We start from the raw sequence: 14,829 nt of genomic DNA on the forward strand, positions 1-14,829 counted from the left end.
CTATGTGGCTAACCAGACCTCTGCAGGAACGATCGACTCAGTTGTTCCTGGGAATCCTCTTCATGGCACTGCTGGTGGTCAGCGTGCTGCACGTGGCGCTGCCGGAAGGGCATGCACTGCATGTCAGCGCCTACACCGTCACCCTGCTGGGTAAATACCTGTGCTACGCCCTGTTGGCGGTTGCTGTGGACCTGGTATGGGGTTACCTGGGCATTCTCAGTCTGGGCCATGGCGCCTTCTTCGCCCTGGGCGGGTACGCCATGGGCATGTACCTGATGCGACAGATCGGCGACCGGGGCACCTATGGTGATCCCGTTCTGCCGGACTTCATGGTGTTCCTGAACTGGCAGGAGCTGCCCTGGTACTGGTACGGCTTTGACATGGCCTGGTTCGCCTTCGCCATGGTGTTGCTGGTGCCCGGAGCGCTGGCGCTGGTGTTCGGCTGGCTGGCGTTTCGCTCCCGGGTAACCGGCGTTTACCTGTCCATCATCACTCAGGCGCTGACCTTCGCCCTGATGCTGGCCTTCTTCCGCAACGAAATGGGTTTCGGTGGCAACAACGGCCTGACCGACTTCCGCGACATCCTGGGCTTCAATCTGCGCACGGATGAGGTTCGGCTGGGACTGTTCATCGCCACGGGTATCGCACTGGCTCTCGGCTACCTGGTGTGCCGGGCTATCGTCACCAGCAAGCTGGGCCGCGTCAGCGTCGCCTGCCGGGATGCCGAAGCCCGCACCCGCTTTCTGGGTTACCGGGTAGAGCGGGTCCAGCTGTTCGTGTTCGTGGTCTCCGCCATGCTGGCGGGTGTGGCCGGGGCGCTTTACGTGCCCCAGGTGGGGATCATCAACCCCAGCGAGTTTTCGCCGCTGTTCTCCATCGAGATTGTGGTGTGGGTGGCCCTCGGCGGTCGCGCCACTCTCTACGGTGCGGTCATCGGCGCCATCCTGGTGAACTACGCCAAGACCGTGTTCACCGGTGTGATGCCGGATGCCTGGCTGTTCGCCCTGGGGGCGCTGTTTGTGCTGGTCACGGTGTTCCTGCCCCAGGGCATCGCCGGCCTGCTCAAGCGCCGCCGCAAACGTAACGATGACACGCCAGAAACCAGTTCAACAGCGGAGGCCACCGCATGAGCATCATGACCGAACTGGCCAACCGGGATCAGGTCTTCAGCTTCCTTACGCCCACGGACTCCCCGGTGGACGTGCGCCACGGCCCGATCCTGTATATGGAGGACGTCAACGTCAGCTTTGACGGCTTCAAGGCCATCAACAACCTTAACCTGACCATCGATGACGGCGAGTTGCGCTGCATTATCGGCCCCAATGGAGCGGGCAAGACCACCATGATGGACATCATCACCGGCAAGACCCGGCCCGACACCGGTTCCGTCTGGTTTGGCAGCCGCCACAACCTGCTGCAGATGAACGAGCCGGATATTGCCAGCCTGGGCATCGGTCGAAAGTTCCAGAAGCCCACGGTGTTTGAGGCCCTGAGCGTCTTCGAGAACCTGGAACTGGCGATGGCTGCGGACAAGCGGGTATTCCCCACACTGACCGCCACCATGAAACCCGAGCACCGGGAGCGCATCGATGCCGTGCTGGAAACCATCCACCTGAAAGACCTGCGGGACCATCCCGCCGGCATCCTCTCCCATGGCCAGAAGCAGTGGCTGGAGATTGGCATGCTGCTGATGCAGCGCCCGCGGCTGCTGCTGGTGGACGAACCGGTGGCCGGCATGACCGAACAGGAAATGGAGCGCACCGCTGAACTGCTCACCAGCCTGACGGGCAAGCAGTCCGTGGTGGTGGTCGAGCACGACATGGGCTTTGTCCGCTCCATCGCCCGCAAGGTCACCGTTCTGCACCAGGGCAGTGTGCTGGCGGAAGGCACCATGGACCAGGTCTCCAACGACCCGGAAGTGATCAAGGTCTACCTGGGGGAGGACGCCTGAATGTTGCAGATCGAGAAACTCAACCAGTACTACGGCGAGAGCCACACCCTCTGGGACCTCGACCTGGACGTACCCCAGGGCCAGTGCACCTGCGTCATGGGCCGCAACGGCGTGGGTAAGACTACCCTGATGAAATGCATCATGGGCGAGGAGAAGGTGGAAAACGGCAGCATCCGCTTTGCCGACGAACTGGACCTTATCAAACAACCCCTGGAACAGCGTGCGCGCCTGGGTATCGGCTACGTTCCCCAGGGCCGGCAGATCTTCCCGCTGCTCACCGTGGAAGAAAACCTGCGCACCGGCCTCGCCGCCCGGGGCGATGGCCAGAAAACCATCCCGGAGCGGATCTACGAACTGTTCCCGGTACTCAGGGAAATGAAACACCGCCGTGGCGGCGACCTCTCCGGCGGCCAGCAACAACAACTGGCCATCGGTCGCGCCCTGGTCATCGAGCCAAGGCTGCTGATCCTGGACGAACCGGGGGAGGGCATCCAGCCCAACATCGTTGCCCAGATCGGCGAGGTCATCCGCAAGCTCATCGCGGAAGACGGCCTGACCGTGCTGTTGGTAGAGCAGAAACTGCCGTTCGCCCGCAAATACGCCGACCGCTTCGCCATCCTCGACCGGGGCCGCCGCATGGCCGAGGGCGAAATCGGCGAGCTGTCCGATGAGCTCATCAAGCAGTACCTGACGGTATGACCATCTATCAGCCGCTACCGGAAGTGTCCGACTCCGGCCACCGCTTCGACCAGGGCCGCCGCTGGGCCGCCAGCCTGACCCTGGGCTTTGAAGGCCGACAACAGGATGGCCGCCCGGTCACCCGCATGACCACCGCGCGCCATCACGGCCCACTGCGAGTGCAGCGGCCCTTCTATCCGGAAGGTCGCCACGGCTGCTGCCACGTCTACCTGCTGCACCCACCGGGGGGACTGGTCAGCGGCGATGCGTTACAAATCAGTGCCACGGTCGGAACCGGGGCCCACGCCTTACTGACCACCCCGGCCGCCGCCAAGCTCTACAAGGCCGACAGCCACGGCGTCGCCTGGACCCAGCACACAAAGCTGACGGTGGAAGACGGCGGCACCCTGGAATACCTGCCCCAGGAAACCATCGCCTTCGACGGCTCCCGGGGCACCCAGACCACCACCATTGAAACGGGCAGCCGCAGCCAGTGCATCGGTTGGGAAGTGCTCGCCCTCGGCCGCCCGGCCAGCGAACTGCCCTTCGCCACCGGCCAGCTGGAGCAACGCTTCCACCTGACCCGGGGCGGCGTACCCGTATGGCAGGAACGCCAGACCCTGGACCCCAAGCACCGCCGCTTCAAAGGCAAATGGGGGCAGGGCGGCCACACCGTACAGGCCACCCTGTGGACCGTGGGGCTGGACAGCGAGGCAGACGCCATCGAACACCTGCGCGCAGAACTCCCGGACAACCCCCGCTGGGCCGTCACCCGGCGGGGCGGCGTCCTCCTGCTGCGCTACCTGGGCAACCAACGCAACGAAGCCTGGGCCATTTGCCAACAGGCCTGGGAAATACTGAGACCAAGACTGACCGGCCAGCCGGCCCATGTACCAAGAATCTGGCTGACCTGACCGCCTAACAAACGAGCGGAGAACACCATGGAGCTGACACCCAGAGACAAAGACAAGCTGATGCTCTTCACCGCCGCCTTACTGGCGGAACGACGCAAAGCCAAGGGCCTGAAACTCAACTACCCCGAAGCCGTCGCCCTGATCAGTGCCGAAATCATGGAAGGCGCCCGTGAAGGCCGCAGCGTCGCCGACATGATGAGCGCCGGCCGCGAAGTGCTTACCCGTGAGGACGTCATGGAAGGCGTGGCGGAAATGGTGGACGAGGTGCAGGTGGAAGCGACTTTTCCAGACGGCACCAAGCTAGTCACCGTCCACAACCCGATTGTGTAAGGAGAGAACGATGATTCCCGGCGAATACCACATCCAGGACGGCGACATCGAACTCTGCGCCGGCCGCGAACGCATCACCGTCGAAGTGGCCAACACCGGCGACCGCCCCATCCAGGTCGGTTCCCACTACCACTTTGCCGAAACTAACCCGGCGCTCCGGTTTGACCGGAAAAAGGCTCGCGGCTACCGCCTCGACGTGGCGGCTGGTACGGCCATCCGTTTTGAGCCAGGGCAAACGAGAGAAGTGACCTTAATACCGTTCACTGGCGGAAGAGAGATTTATGGTTTCCGCGCTGAGGTGATGGGAAAGCTTTGAGGCCTGCAACCAGGTTGGCAGGAGACGGTCGGGTGGGTCCTTCCGGGACCTTCAAAAACAGGGGTGGGACGCGAACAGCGTTCCACGGGCTGGCCAGGGACGGCCAGCACTGGACCTTTTTTGCGACGCAGGAGCAATTAGCAAAAAAGGTTTTCGAAGAGCCTCCAGGGATGGATTCACGGCGTGTCCCGGCAGGACCCACCCGAGCGGCTCCCAAGCACAGAACTCAGAAAGCGAGGCATTAGCATGAAAATAAGCAGACAGGCCTACGCCGACATGTACGGCCCCACCACCGGGGACCGCGTCCGCCTGGGCGACACCGTACTGTGGATCGAAGTGGAAAGCGACGCTACCCACTACGGCGACGAAGTAAAATTCGGTGGCGGCAAAGTCATCCGTGACGGCATGGGCCAGAGCCAGAGGGCCGACCACACCGTCATGGACACCGTCATCACCAACGCGCTGATCCTCGACTGGTGGGGCATCGTCAAAGCCGACGTCGGAATCCAGGGTGGCAGAATCGCCGCCATCGGCAAAGCCGGCAACCCCGACACCCAACCCGATGTCCAGATCGTCATCGGCCCGGGCACCGAAATCATCGCCGGTGAAGGCAAAATACTCACCGCCGGCGGCATCGACGCCCACATCCACTTTATCTGTCCCCAGCAGATCGACGAAGCCCTCATGAGCGGCATCACCACCATGCTCGGTGGCGGCACCGGCCCGGCCACCGGCACCAACGCCACCACCTGCACCCCGGGGCCATGGCACATCGGTAAAATGCTCCAGGCCGTCGACGATATGCCCATGAACATCGGCTTCCTCGGCAAGGGCAACGCCAGCCTGCCCGGGTCCCTGGAACTGCAGCTCAAGTACGGCGCCATGGGACTCAAACTCCACGAAGACTGGGGCACCACTCCCGCGTCCATCGACAATTGCCTGACCGTGGCCGACAAATACGACGTCCAGATCGCCATCCACACCGACACCCTCAACGAGTCCGGCTTTGTGGAGGACACCCTGGCGGCGTTCAAGGAACGCTGCATCCACACCTACCACACCGAAGGTGCCGGCGGCGGCCACGCCCCGGACATCATCACCGCGTGCTCCAAAGACTACGTGCTGCCTTCGTCCACCAACCCCACACGGCCTTACACCGTGAACACCATCGACGAGCACCTGGACATGCTCATGGTCTGCCACCACCTGGACCCCAACATCCCGGAAGACGTGGCCTTCGCCGACAGCCGAATCCGCCGCGAAACCATCGCCGCCGAAGACATCCTCCAGGACATGGGCGTCATCTCCATGATCGCCTCCGACTCCCAGGCCATGGGCCGGGTGGGCGAAGTGGTGTGCCGCACCTGGCAGACCGCCCACAAAATGAAAGTCCAGCGGGGCCTGCTACCAGAAGACCAAGAGCGCGGCGCTGATAACTTCCGCGCCAAGCGCTACATCGCCAAATACACCATCAACCCCGCCATCACCCACGGCATCGCCCACGATGTCGGCTCCATCGAAGTGGGCAAGCTGGCGGACCTGGTGCTGTGGAAACCGGCGTTCTTCGGCACCAAGCCCTCCACCATCATCAAGGGCGGCATGATTGCGGCTGCACCAATGGGCGACCCCAACGCCTCCATACCCACACCGCAGCCCGTCCACTACCGGCCCATGTTCGGCGCCTTCGGCCGCGCCGCCAGCCAGACTCGGCTCAGCTTCGTCAGCCAGGCCGCTTTCGATGCCGGCATCGGCAAGGAACTGGGCCTGCGCAGCACGCTGTCTGCCTGCAAAAACGTGCGCACCGTGCGCAAGGGCGACCTCAAACTCAACGACGCCTGCCCGCACCTGACCGTAGACCCGCAAACCTACGAAGTGCACGCCGACGGCGAACTGCTCACCTGCGAGCCGGCCACGGAATTGCCCCTGGCCCAGCGCTACCACCTGTTCTGAGGAATGACCAAATGCTGGAACTGACACAACGGATCGAACCCATGGAGCAGGCGGAAATCCACGACACCCTGACCCTGCCGCTGGAACTGCGCATCCGCGGCCGCCTGAGGGCCACCACCGACACCGGCCACGACGTCGGCCTGTTCCTCGACCGCGGCCCGGTGCTGCGCAGCGGCGACTGCCTGCAGGCCAACACCGGCGAGATCATCCGTATAAAAGCGGCGGATGAGCCGGTAGTCACCGCTCACATCGACGAAGGCCTGCCCCTGGCCAAGCTCTGCTACCACCTGGGCAACCGCCACGTGCAACTGAGCATTGGCATGGAAGGGCCGGGCAAAGGCTGGGTTCGCTTCCCGCCGGACCATGTGCTGGAAGAACTGGCCGAACGCCTGGGCGCAAAACTGGAGCACCACCAGGCCCCCTTCGACCCCGAACCCGGCGCCTACGACAAGGCGGGCAGGGAAAGCGGCCACAACCACGGCCATTCCCACGGGCACAGTCATGGCCACAAACACAGCCATGAGCTGGAAAAAGAGCCGGGTGAAGAACATGCCCACTGACACCAGCCCCCAGTCCGACCTGGCCCTGCTGGGCCTGATGCAACTGGTCAGCCCGGCCCTGCCCATCGGCGCCTTCGCCTGGTCCCAGGGCCTGGAAAGCGCCTTCGAACTGGGCTGGGTCAACAACGAACAGGAACTGGGCGAATGGATTGAAGGCGTACTGGAAGACGGCCTCAGCCGCTGCGAACTACCGCTGCTAAACCGCCTGCAGACCGCCTGGGCAGAAGGTGATGCTTACGCGGTAGCCCACTGGAACCAGTGGCTCCACGCCACCCGGGAAACCGCTGAACTGGTGGACGAAGACACCCGCCTGGGTGCGGCACTGCTGACACTGCTCAAAAGCCTGGACCTGGCCCCGACCAGCGACCTGCTACCGGCCACCCCGGGCTACGTCACCCTGTTCGCCTGGGCCGCCCACAAGCGCAACGTCCCTGTCCGCCAGACCCTGTTGGGCTTCGCCTGGGCCTGGCTGGAAAACCAACTGGCGGTGGCCTGCAAAGCACTACCCCTGGGCCACACGGCTGCGCAACGACTGACAGAACGGTTGCGGCCCCAGTTGGTGGTGGCCGTGGACGACGCATTGACGCGAACCGACGAAGAACTGGGACCGATCTTACCGGGCCTGGCATTGGTCAGTGCCTTACATGAAACACAGTACTCCCGGTTATTCCGGAGTTAGACATCAACTAAGTGAAGGCCACTCCGGGGATCGAGGAGCGTGCTCGGGGACCTTTTCCGGGACCGTGCGGAGCCATGGATGGCGGAGCCCGAGCCTACATGGATGTACTTGCCGGCGTGTCCCCGAAAAGGTCACCGAACATGCGCCACCCCCCGAAGCTGACAGACAAGAGGATCCTGAAATGAAACACTGCCTGAGAGTAGGAGTAGGGGGGCCGGTAGGCTCCGGCAAAACCGCACTGCTGCGCCAACTGTGCCTCGCCTTGCGAGATCACTACAACATCGCCGTAGTAACCAATGACATCTACACCCGGGAAGACGCCGATTTCCTCCTCCGCCACGAGGCCCTGTCAGCCGACCGCATCCTGGGCGTGGAAACCGGCGGCTGCCCCCACACCGCCATCCGCGAAGACGCCTCCATGAACCTCGCGGCCATCGACGACCTCCAAAGCCGCCACCCGGATCTCGAGCTCGTCCTGGTCGAATCCGGCGGCGACAACCTAAGCGCCACCTTCAGCCCGGAACTGAGCGACCTCACCCTCTACGTCATCGACGTCTCCGCCGGAGACAAAATCCCCCGCAAAGGCGGCCCCGGCATCACCAAATCCGACATGCTCATCATCAACAAAATCGACATCGCCGAACAGGTGCATGCCTCCCTGGAGGTCATGGACCGCGATAGCAAGAGAATGCGCGGCGAACGCCCCTTCGTCTTCACCAACCTGTACGACGGAGTAGGGCTGGAAGAGATCATCAGCTTCATTCTCGAGAAGGGCATGCTGCCTGAGCGCAGACCCAGCAAGCAGGCCGAAAGCGCTTAAGCCAAACCGGGACACGAATTCAGATAACCAGGAGTAAACCATGAAACTGACAAGCAAACTGCTCACCACAGCCGCCCTGCTACTGACGGCCACCGCCGCCGTTGCCCACCCCGGCCACGACCACAGCACCAGTGGCTTCACCAGCGGCCTGCTGCACCCCATGCTGGGCCTGGACCACCTGTTGGCCATGGCCGCCATCGGCTTCTGGAGCGTCCGCCAGGGCGACTTCATGAAAAAGGCCACTCCGCTGTTCGTAGTCGGCGGCATGATCCTGGGCGCGGGCCTGGCGTTCGCAGGCGTCGCCCTGCCGGGCGTTGAGACCGCCATCGTCCTGTCCGTCATCGTCGCCGGCATCCTGATTGCGGCCATGGCCAAGCTGCCTACTGCCGTGGGTGGTTCGCTGGTCGTTGCCTTCATGGTGTTCCATGGCCATGCCCATGGTACCGAGATGCCGGCTGGTGCTGCGCTGGCGGCTTATCTGGTTGGGTTCTCTATTGCTACGCTGGCGATTACCTTTGCTGGTCGTGGGCTTGGGGCACTGCTGCAGAAGACGGACAATCGCGTAGCCCGCGGTGTGGGTGGTGCACTGGCGGGTGTGGGTGGTTACCTGATGGTGGGTTGATCATCGCAGAACCCGTATTACGAGAAAGCGCTTTCTTGAAGGGAGCCCGAAGCCTACACCACGAATATAGGGGTGTGGGCTTTTTAGATTTGGGCAAAAACACCGCCCTTAGTATCGCCTACCTAAATGGTTGATTCGGGGACGCATTCCAGGTGTTGGGCTCTGAGTCTGATAACGGGGCGATTCAATAGGTCTGAAGCGTCAGGCGGGCGCGGTCGTTCAGACTCATTTGACCAGATCCGGGAACAGCCAGGGCTCAGCGTGCTCAGGGATCGCCCAGCGAAGCGGCGATGATTTGTTATCGGAGACCAGTAGGCCCTCTTCTCTCATCAGACTGATCTGTCGACGCGCCGAGCGCTCTGGCATGGCCATGGCCTCCAGGGCCTCGCCACGCTCCATCTCACCGGTGATGAAGGTGTTAAACAGCACCGTGGAGGCCGTTGGCTTCAGGGTCCCTTTGCCACCGGCAACCAGCCCTTCGTTTCGAGCCTTGATGTACGCATTGATGCGCTGCCTGATCGAGTTCAGATCGAGTAGGTCGGTCATGTATTCGACCTGGTCCAGGGCCTGCTCCAGCATATAGCCGCAAAAACGGATAAGCCCTTCCTCGGACAACTGGCCGCGGTCATCCCGGTCACCCTTGCGCCTGATATCGGCAGAGGCCAGCGCGGCTTTGTACTGGTCAGAGGTTCTGGCCAGACCCCGGGCAATACACCACAGTCCATAGCTGTCGTAATCAATGGCCTTAAGCGAGGCATCCAGCCAGAGCCTTGCCACCCGGCCATTACCATCGAGAAAGGGATGGATCCACAACAGCCGATGATGCGCACACAGTACGGCGATGGTTTTCTGGGTCCCCCGGTACCGGTCGGCTGAGTATGTCTGGCAGAACCGGTTAACCAGGTCGCCCATATCGTCGGTGGCCGGTGGCAGGTGCTGACCCACGGACACTGGCCGCTGGCGCCACAGGCCGGGCTCGACCATCTCCTCCGTTCCGCTCTGTTCATCCCGAACGATCCTCAGGCTTTCAGGCAGCTGCTCGTAGAATTTGCGATGGAGCTCCTGGATGAAGTCAGCCGAAAAGACTTCCCCGACACTCAGTTTCTGATCGAAAATCCATTCCTGAACACCAATATGGGCCACCGACTCGGTCTGGAGATCACGCTTGACTGGATCCGAGCTGTAGTTTCCGGCCTGGGCCTGGCGTATATCGTGGGGATGTGTCTTGTTCCCCTCAATCAGGTTGGAATAGTAGGAGTTGATGACCGACATATGGCGTCGAATCGTCTCAAAGGTCTGAGGCGACAGGCCCCCACCCAGAGAAGCGGATTTCCGGGTCAGGCGCATTACCCGGTCGGGAAGATCCGTTTTCTCCAGCGCTTGCTCTGAAGGTATAAAGGGCGTGAAGTCCATTACTGATGACATAGTTTTTCCATTGGCTTTGCCCGACTGAATGGCCGGCTTTTTGGCCGGCCGTATGGCCGTCGTGAGTTATTTTCAGTTCATTGTAATTTATGGTTTTATTGTTAGCTATTTTGTGTTGTGGCCGACCATTTGGCCGGACCTATGGCCGGCAAAGGCCAGAAGTCAGGGCCTGATCGAAAACCGGGACGAACCTATTTTCCATGCGCGATTTCTTGAAGGTTCGGCTCTGCTTGCACCCAAGCCCTTCTATGTGGGCTAGAATATAAAGCCTCAGGCACAGGACGGATCCTGTGCCCTGATTCTACAAGGCAAGGAGATGCCAATGCCCCGTCAGGCTCGGGTGATCGTGCCCGGACTTCCTCACCATATTGTACAGCGCGGTCACAACCGCCAAGCCGTATTTGTTGACGCGTGCAACTACGAGTACTACTTGTCGAATATGAGAGAGTGGACGATAACGATAAGGTGAGAAATTGGCCTATTCCGGTTTCAGATATTGAGCACTGGGGCCAGAAAATGGGACGGCCATCCAGGATAACCTGGGCCAGTTCAATCTGTCCCTGTTTTCGGAACTTGTCTGCACAGGACGCTGAGGTTAAGATCTTTTGGAAACGCTTGGAACAGCGTTTTCTACGGAAGATCACACCTAAAAGGATATAGCCATGGAAGCTACTCTTCTCCCTTCTCGTGATACCTTCGCCCAGACGCAACTAAAAGCCCGGCTTACGCACACGCTTGATCAGCAAAAACTATTTAAAGCGATAGATGATGATCCCGCTTTGACCGGCGCAGGTGTTGTCTTTATCGATGAATGGGGTACGTCAGTCACCCTGCGCGACTTTGAACGAATTTGCCTGTTTAAGCCCACACGTGTCATTTTGCGGGAGCCACCTTCCCGTCTTTCGCCTGCCGAGTATGTTGCGGAGGTTAAAGACAGTCCCAGAGAGAGCCGTCTTGTGGCTGAAGCGGCCGGGGCAGCTCTCTCATGCGGCGCTGCAGTGCTTGGCTGGTTTGTTGTTTTCACGTCAGGGGCTGCGATTCCGTTCAGCGGCGGTGGATCTACAGTGTTCTCGGTCATGGCTTATGGTGCTGCGACCGCCAGTTCCGTGCAGTGTGGGAACAGTTTGATGAGAACGCGAAACGAGGTGAAGGCTCCCGATCTTAACGATGAGCTCGACAGCGAAGAATGGTACCAACACGCCACTTTGGCCTTGGACGTTATCTCGATCGGTGGCGCGTCTGCGGCAGGTCTGATGACCATTCGAGGTATCAAGCTTCTCCGGGCAGAGGGGATCACAACACGGCAGGCGCTGGAAGGCTTGAACAGGCAACAGCGCAGGCGGCTCTCGCGGGAAATTGCCCGCTCCAACGCTCCGGGTGTTTCGAACAAAACCCTCAAAATGATGGAACGTGCGGGCAAGATCGAACGGCGCTACTCGAACGATGCAATAAAGACAACGACACTGCGTCAGATCAAGGACTCCATCGGCGCAGGTCTCAGCTTCACCGGCAGCGCCACTGGAGGCGCACTGGGCAAGCTGGCAGTTGTTGTGGTGGCAGACGACGAATGACAGACCGTAAGCGAAAAGCGCCGCCGGAAAAGCCCATGCCTGACTACCAGGTGTTCCCTGTGGGCATGTGTCATATGCTTGCAGCGGTCATGCTGATGGTGTTCTGTCTATCGATCACTCTTATGCTGGTTTCTGAGATCTTTTCCAGGTGGCTGGCTGAGCGCCGCTTGATGTATCTCGAGCTTGGGTTACTGGTGGTCCTGGTGTTGGTGCTTGCAACCCCTACCTTCCTTTTGTCCAGAGGCTGGTCGATCTTCCATGGCTTCCTTGTCTGGCATAACAGGGCGTACCTGCTGGTGCTGTCGGCATGCTTGTTCACGGTGCTGGTGGATGGCCGTTACGAAATGGCTATAACTGGTGGCGTCGGGTTGGCCCTTGGCTTTGCCGCTCATTACTTCTATCGGTCTGAACGTCATGCGACCGCCGTTGAGCATTATCGACTGATCTGGGAGCACTATCGATCGCGGGGTCACAACCACCAGTGAGTTTCCAGTAACAACCACGGGAAGCCGAAGTTGCCTAGTCCCGCGGATGGTCCTTGTCCGGAGCCGCCTCCTCGGATGCATTGCCATCCGGGGTAAGGTAGTAGTCCTTCTTCTCGATAGTGACGGCTTCAGGGTCTTCAATACGGTTCCTGCGTTGGCCGCGATAGAGCCAGTAGGCCACCCCTGCGATGACGATAAGCACAATGAGCCACTTCATGTTCGTTTCCCCCCGAACGATGGTGTCTCTTGTGTTCAGGCAATGCTCGAAAGACTCGTCAACACCAGCGAATGAGTCGAAAACCGGGACGGAAAACCGGGACAGATCTATTGTCCAGGAGGATTTTCTGGAGAAGGGCGTTGATGTGAACGCTATCGATACGGCTACCGGGTCCGGTGTTTCAGCGTTACATTCGGCAGTACTGGAGAGAAATCCCTTCGCCGTCGAGTTGCTGTTGGAGCACGGCGCGAGTGTTTCCATAGAGGGTGAGCAGGGTCGGACTCCGCTGGATTTCGCCAGGCTTCTCCAGGAGAAGGAGTCTGGGCCAGAAATTGCGGATATCATTGCGACCCTCGAGAATACGTAGTCGACACCTGTTCACCAGCAGGCATTGATAAAAGGTTAAGGCATGCAAATCGGCGTCATCGCAGACACCCACAGCAAAATGCGTCCCGAAGCCCTGGACGCATTGCAAGGCTCAGACCTGATCCTGCACGCCGGTGACGTCGGTCGGGATGAGGTGCTGGACGCGCTGGAGGCCATTGCGCCAGTGGTGGCGATTCGCGGCAATATCGACAACACAGGCCGCGCGGCGGATCTTCCTGATGTGCGGGATCTGGAATTTCTCGGCCACGGGTTTTACATGCTCCACGACGTCAAGACCCTCGACATTGAACCCCAAGGCCGCTACCGGGTGGTTATTGCCGGCCATTCCCACAAACCCCGCAATGAGTGGGTCGGGGACGTGCTTTTCTTCAATCCGGGTGGTTCAGGGCCGCGGCGTTTCACGTTGCCGATTACCGTAGGTCGGCTGGACGTGAATGAAGACGGCGTATCGGGCGAAATCATTGAACTCCCGGTTTGAAGCGTTTCGGCCTGGGCCCCTTACCCTCAGGCAAAATCATACTCCCCACCCTTCTCAAGGCCCCGCTGATAAGCCGGCCGGGAATGTACCCGTTCCACCCAGGCGGTGATGTTGGGCCGGTTGTTGCCGACGATGCCCCGGGCAATGGAGGCTTCCAGGGGGAAGCTCATCTGGAAATCCGCCGCACTGAGGCTGTCACCCAGGAACCAGGTGTTCTTTGCCAGGTGCGCTTCCACAAAGTCCATGTGAGTGTTGATCATCGGGCCGATGAAAGACTGGTTGGTCTTGTTGGCAATGCCCTTGGCCACGGGCTTGATAAAGAACGGCATCGGGCTGGTTTTGACCTTTTCGAACACCAGGCGCATCAGTAGCGGTGGCATCAGTGAGCCTTCGGCGTAGTGCAGCCAGTAGTTGTAGTCCAGCCACGCCTGGCCATTGTCGGGTGGGGGCATGGTGTCCTTGCCGTAGGTCCGGGCCAGGTAGTCGATGATCAGGCCGGACTCCGCCACCACCAGGTCGCCGTCGGTGATGACCGGCGATTTACCCAGCGGGTGTACCTTCTTGAGGCTTTCCGGAGCCTGCATGGTCTCGGGATCGCGTTCGTAGAACCGGATCTCGTAAGGCACGCCCAGTTCCTCCAGCATCCAGAGAACCCGTTGTGAGCGGGAATTGTTCAGGTGGTGGACTGTGATCATACAGGTGCTCCGTTCGCGTCAATGGAGTGGACAGGTTAGCAGACTGGTTGGCCAAAGGCTGGCTGCCATCAGGGAAAGGTGCGTGTTGCGGCACTATAGGAGGTCAGTGTTGGTGCTGTTACTCTGGAGGACCAATCCATCAATACAGAGGACAGGATCATGAGCCTGAAAACCCTGCAGGAGATTGTCGCGGCCACCAAGGCCTCGGTGCATTGCCTGACACCCCAGGCGGCGAGGGAGCTGATGGCCGACAACAGTGATGCCCTGGTGATCGATGTGCGTGAGCCCGACGAGGTTAGCGAGAAGCGCCCGTCGGGTACCATCAATATTCCCCGGGGCGTGCTGGAGATGAAGATCACCGAGCATACGACGGACCCTGACCAGCCTATCCTGGTGCACTGTGCGACCGGCGGGCGCGCTGCCCTGGCTGCCGCGGCCCTGGAAAACATGGGGTTCCGCAACGTCAGTATTATTGACTGCTCCTGCGACGACCTGATCGCACAACTGGGCGCTGCATAGCGGGGATTGGTTTGCCGCCTGTTTGGGGGCAGTGAGTTGACGCCCAGTCGACTTCTTCCACGGCCCGGCCTCCTGGATGCTCTACTCGGCGCGGGTATCACCTGGAAACTGCCATCCGAAGCTGCAAAGCCTACTCCGGATGGCAACAACCACTACTAGTGTCCCGTTTGGTTAATTCGCTGACCTACTGCGTGACGCTGGGGCCTCTGGCCAAGGCGCCAGTCCGAAGGTG

Annotated in this window: 19 protein-coding genes; 16 read left to right on the forward strand and 3 right to left on the reverse strand. The window is 60.7% G+C overall.

All coding sequences use genetic code 11. The annotated features are described in order from the left end of the window. Positions 1-2 precede the first annotated feature (2 nt). From urtC to MLC59_RS14635, 11 genes are all read left to right on the forward strand, one after another. Positions 3-1,130: an urea ABC transporter permease subunit UrtC gene (gene urtC, locus MLC59_RS14585; RefSeq protein WP_427901735.1), complete on the forward strand. Its 1,128-nt coding sequence runs from the start codon at positions 3-5 to the stop codon at positions 1,128-1,130. Further along, on the forward strand, positions 1,127-1,951 hold the full coding sequence (gene urtD, locus MLC59_RS14590; protein WP_248235556.1) for an urea ABC transporter ATP-binding protein UrtD: 825 nt from the start codon (positions 1,127-1,129) through the stop codon (positions 1,949-1,951). The genes urtC and urtD overlap by 4 nt, the downstream gene beginning before the upstream one ends. Then, positions 1,952-2,650, forward strand: a complete 699-nt coding sequence (urtE, locus tag MLC59_RS14595; RefSeq protein WP_248235563.1) for an urea ABC transporter ATP-binding subunit UrtE — start codon at positions 1,952-1,954, stop codon at positions 2,648-2,650. Beyond that, positions 2,647-3,543 (forward strand): urease accessory protein UreD, encoded by an 897-nt coding sequence (locus MLC59_RS14600; protein ID WP_248235572.1) that lies wholly within the window; start codon positions 2,647-2,649, stop codon positions 3,541-3,543. Before urtE ends, MLC59_RS14600 begins: the two co-directional genes overlap by 4 nt. A gap of 27 nt (positions 3,544-3,570) precedes the next feature. Continuing rightward, positions 3,571-3,873, forward strand: a complete 303-nt coding sequence (ureA, locus tag MLC59_RS14605; protein WP_248235580.1) for an urease subunit gamma — start codon at positions 3,571-3,573, stop codon at positions 3,871-3,873. Positions 3,874-3,883: 10 nt separating this feature from the next. Beyond that, the gene (locus MLC59_RS14610) at positions 3,884-4,189 is read left to right on the forward strand and encodes an urease subunit beta (protein ID WP_248235587.1); all 306 of its coding nucleotides are present in this window, start codon (positions 3,884-3,886) and stop codon (positions 4,187-4,189) included. 246 nt (positions 4,190-4,435) lie between these two features. Beyond that, entirely contained in the window at positions 4,436-6,139 is a 1,704-nt protein-coding gene (ureC, locus tag MLC59_RS14615; RefSeq protein ID WP_248235589.1) for an urease subunit alpha, read from the forward strand. Positions 6,140-6,150: 11 nt separating this feature from the next. Then, positions 6,151-6,699, forward strand: coding sequence for an urease accessory protein UreE (gene ureE, locus MLC59_RS14620; protein WP_248235601.1), 549 nt, complete (start codon positions 6,151-6,153; stop codon positions 6,697-6,699). Further along, positions 6,689-7,378, forward strand: coding sequence for an urease accessory protein UreF (locus MLC59_RS14625; protein ID WP_248235673.1), 690 nt, complete (start codon positions 6,689-6,691; stop codon positions 7,376-7,378). Before ureE ends, MLC59_RS14625 begins: the two co-directional genes overlap by 11 nt. A 181-nt stretch (positions 7,379-7,559) precedes the next feature. Next, on the forward strand, positions 7,560-8,198 hold the full coding sequence (gene ureG / locus MLC59_RS14630; RefSeq protein ID WP_248235603.1) for an urease accessory protein UreG: 639 nt from the start codon (positions 7,560-7,562) through the stop codon (positions 8,196-8,198). Between the two features lie 40 nt (positions 8,199-8,238). Then, positions 8,239-8,820, forward strand: coding sequence for a HupE/UreJ family protein (locus MLC59_RS14635; RefSeq protein ID WP_248235605.1), 582 nt, complete (start codon positions 8,239-8,241; stop codon positions 8,818-8,820). Positions 8,821-9,045: 225 nt separating this feature from the next. Here MLC59_RS14635 and MLC59_RS14640 read toward each other — a convergent pair whose 3' ends face one another. Beyond that, positions 9,046-10,245 (reverse strand): Fic family protein, encoded by a 1,200-nt coding sequence (locus MLC59_RS14640; RefSeq protein WP_248235616.1) that lies wholly within the window; start codon positions 10,243-10,245, stop codon positions 9,046-9,048. 662 nt (positions 10,246-10,907) lie between these two features. On the opposite strand from MLC59_RS14640, the gene ssp4 reads away from it, so the two are divergent. Next, positions 10,908-11,816 (forward strand): Ssp4 family T6SS effector, encoded by a 909-nt coding sequence (gene ssp4, locus MLC59_RS14645; RefSeq protein ID WP_248235618.1) that lies wholly within the window; start codon positions 10,908-10,910, stop codon positions 11,814-11,816. Between the two features lie 35 nt (positions 11,817-11,851). Then, positions 11,852-12,301 (forward strand): hypothetical protein, encoded by a 450-nt coding sequence (locus tag MLC59_RS14650; protein ID WP_248235623.1) that lies wholly within the window; start codon positions 11,852-11,854, stop codon positions 12,299-12,301. A 34-nt stretch (positions 12,302-12,335) separates the two neighbouring features. On the opposite strand, the gene MLC59_RS14655 is transcribed toward MLC59_RS14650, so the two are convergent. Then, positions 12,336-12,518, reverse strand: a complete 183-nt coding sequence (locus MLC59_RS14655; protein ID WP_248235631.1) for a hypothetical protein — start codon at positions 12,516-12,518, stop codon at positions 12,336-12,338. Here MLC59_RS14655 and MLC59_RS14660 point away from each other — a divergent pair. Together MLC59_RS14660 and MLC59_RS14665 are read left to right on the forward strand one after the other, a co-directional pair. Then, a complete protein-coding gene (locus MLC59_RS14660; protein WP_248235633.1) occupies positions 12,517-12,885 on the forward strand; it encodes an ankyrin repeat domain-containing protein in 369 nt (122 codons plus the stop codon). The two genes, MLC59_RS14655 and MLC59_RS14660, sit on opposite strands and share 2 nt — an antisense overlap. Positions 12,886-12,927: 42 nt before the next feature. Beyond that, the gene (locus MLC59_RS14665) at positions 12,928-13,383 is read left to right on the forward strand and encodes a metallophosphoesterase family protein (protein ID WP_248235635.1); all 456 of its coding nucleotides are present in this window, start codon (positions 12,928-12,930) and stop codon (positions 13,381-13,383) included. A 26-nt stretch (positions 13,384-13,409) separates the two neighbouring features. Here MLC59_RS14665 and MLC59_RS14670 read toward each other — a convergent pair whose 3' ends face one another. After that, positions 13,410-14,078 carry a glutathione S-transferase gene (locus MLC59_RS14670; protein WP_248235645.1) on the reverse strand — a complete coding sequence of 223 codons (669 nt, stop codon included), beginning with the start codon at positions 14,076-14,078 and terminating at the stop codon, positions 13,410-13,412. Positions 14,079-14,237: 159 nt separating this feature from the next. Between MLC59_RS14670 and MLC59_RS14675 the strand changes: the two genes are divergently transcribed. Next, positions 14,238-14,597 (forward strand): rhodanese-like domain-containing protein, encoded by a 360-nt coding sequence (locus MLC59_RS14675; RefSeq protein ID WP_248235653.1) that lies wholly within the window; start codon positions 14,238-14,240, stop codon positions 14,595-14,597. Positions 14,598-14,829: the final 232 nt, after the last annotated feature.

The sequence above is a fragment of the Marinobacter bryozoorum genome (assembly GCF_023156245.1).
Taxonomy (GTDB): domain Bacteria; phylum Pseudomonadota; class Gammaproteobacteria; order Pseudomonadales; family Oleiphilaceae; genus Marinobacter; species Marinobacter bryozoorum.

Bases quoted from the DNA above. Each gene is read 5' to 3' on its own strand.
- MLC59_RS14600 (WP_248235572.1), top strand. From the start codon at position 2,647: ATGACCATCTATCAGCCGCTACCGGAAGTGTCCGACTCCGGCCACCGC.
- urtD (WP_248235556.1), top strand. From the start codon at position 1,127: ATGAGCATCATGACCGAACTGGCCAACCGGGATCAGGTCTTCAGCTTC.
- ureA (WP_248235580.1), top strand. From the start codon at position 3,571: ATGGAGCTGACACCCAGAGACAAAGACAAGCTGATGCTCTTCACCGCC.
- ureG (WP_248235603.1), top strand. From the start codon at position 7,560: ATGAAACACTGCCTGAGAGTAGGAGTAGGGGGGCCGGTAGGCTCCGGC.
- MLC59_RS14655 (WP_248235631.1), bottom strand. From the start codon at position 12,518: ATGAAGTGGCTCATTGTGCTTATCGTCATCGCAGGGGTGGCCTACTGG.
- MLC59_RS14635 (WP_248235605.1), top strand. From the start codon at position 8,239: ATGAAACTGACAAGCAAACTGCTCACCACAGCCGCCCTGCTACTGACG.
- ureE (WP_248235601.1), top strand. From the start codon at position 6,151: ATGCTGGAACTGACACAACGGATCGAACCCATGGAGCAGGCGGAAATC.
- ssp4 (WP_248235618.1), top strand. From the start codon at position 10,908: ATGGAAGCTACTCTTCTCCCTTCTCGTGATACCTTCGCCCAGACGCAA.
- urtC (WP_427901735.1), top strand. From the start codon at position 3: ATGTGGCTAACCAGACCTCTGCAGGAACGATCGACTCAGTTGTTCCTG.
- ureC (WP_248235589.1), top strand. From the start codon at position 4,436: ATGAAAATAAGCAGACAGGCCTACGCCGACATGTACGGCCCCACCACC.
- MLC59_RS14610 (WP_248235587.1), top strand. From the start codon at position 3,884: ATGATTCCCGGCGAATACCACATCCAGGACGGCGACATCGAACTCTGC.
- MLC59_RS14640 (WP_248235616.1), bottom strand. From the start codon at position 10,245: ATGTCATCAGTAATGGACTTCACGCCCTTTATACCTTCAGAGCAAGCG.
- urtE (WP_248235563.1), top strand. From the start codon at position 1,952: ATGTTGCAGATCGAGAAACTCAACCAGTACTACGGCGAGAGCCACACC.
- MLC59_RS14650 (WP_248235623.1), top strand. From the start codon at position 11,852: ATGCCTGACTACCAGGTGTTCCCTGTGGGCATGTGTCATATGCTTGCA.
- MLC59_RS14625 (WP_248235673.1), top strand. From the start codon at position 6,689: ATGCCCACTGACACCAGCCCCCAGTCCGACCTGGCCCTGCTGGGCCTG.
- MLC59_RS14660 (WP_248235633.1), top strand. From the start codon at position 12,517: ATGTTCGTTTCCCCCCGAACGATGGTGTCTCTTGTGTTCAGGCAATGC.
- MLC59_RS14670 (WP_248235645.1), bottom strand. From the start codon at position 14,078: ATGATCACAGTCCACCACCTGAACAATTCCCGCTCACAACGGGTTCTC.
- MLC59_RS14675 (WP_248235653.1), top strand. From the start codon at position 14,238: ATGAGCCTGAAAACCCTGCAGGAGATTGTCGCGGCCACCAAGGCCTCG.
- MLC59_RS14665 (WP_248235635.1), top strand. From the start codon at position 12,928: ATGCAAATCGGCGTCATCGCAGACACCCACAGCAAAATGCGTCCCGAA.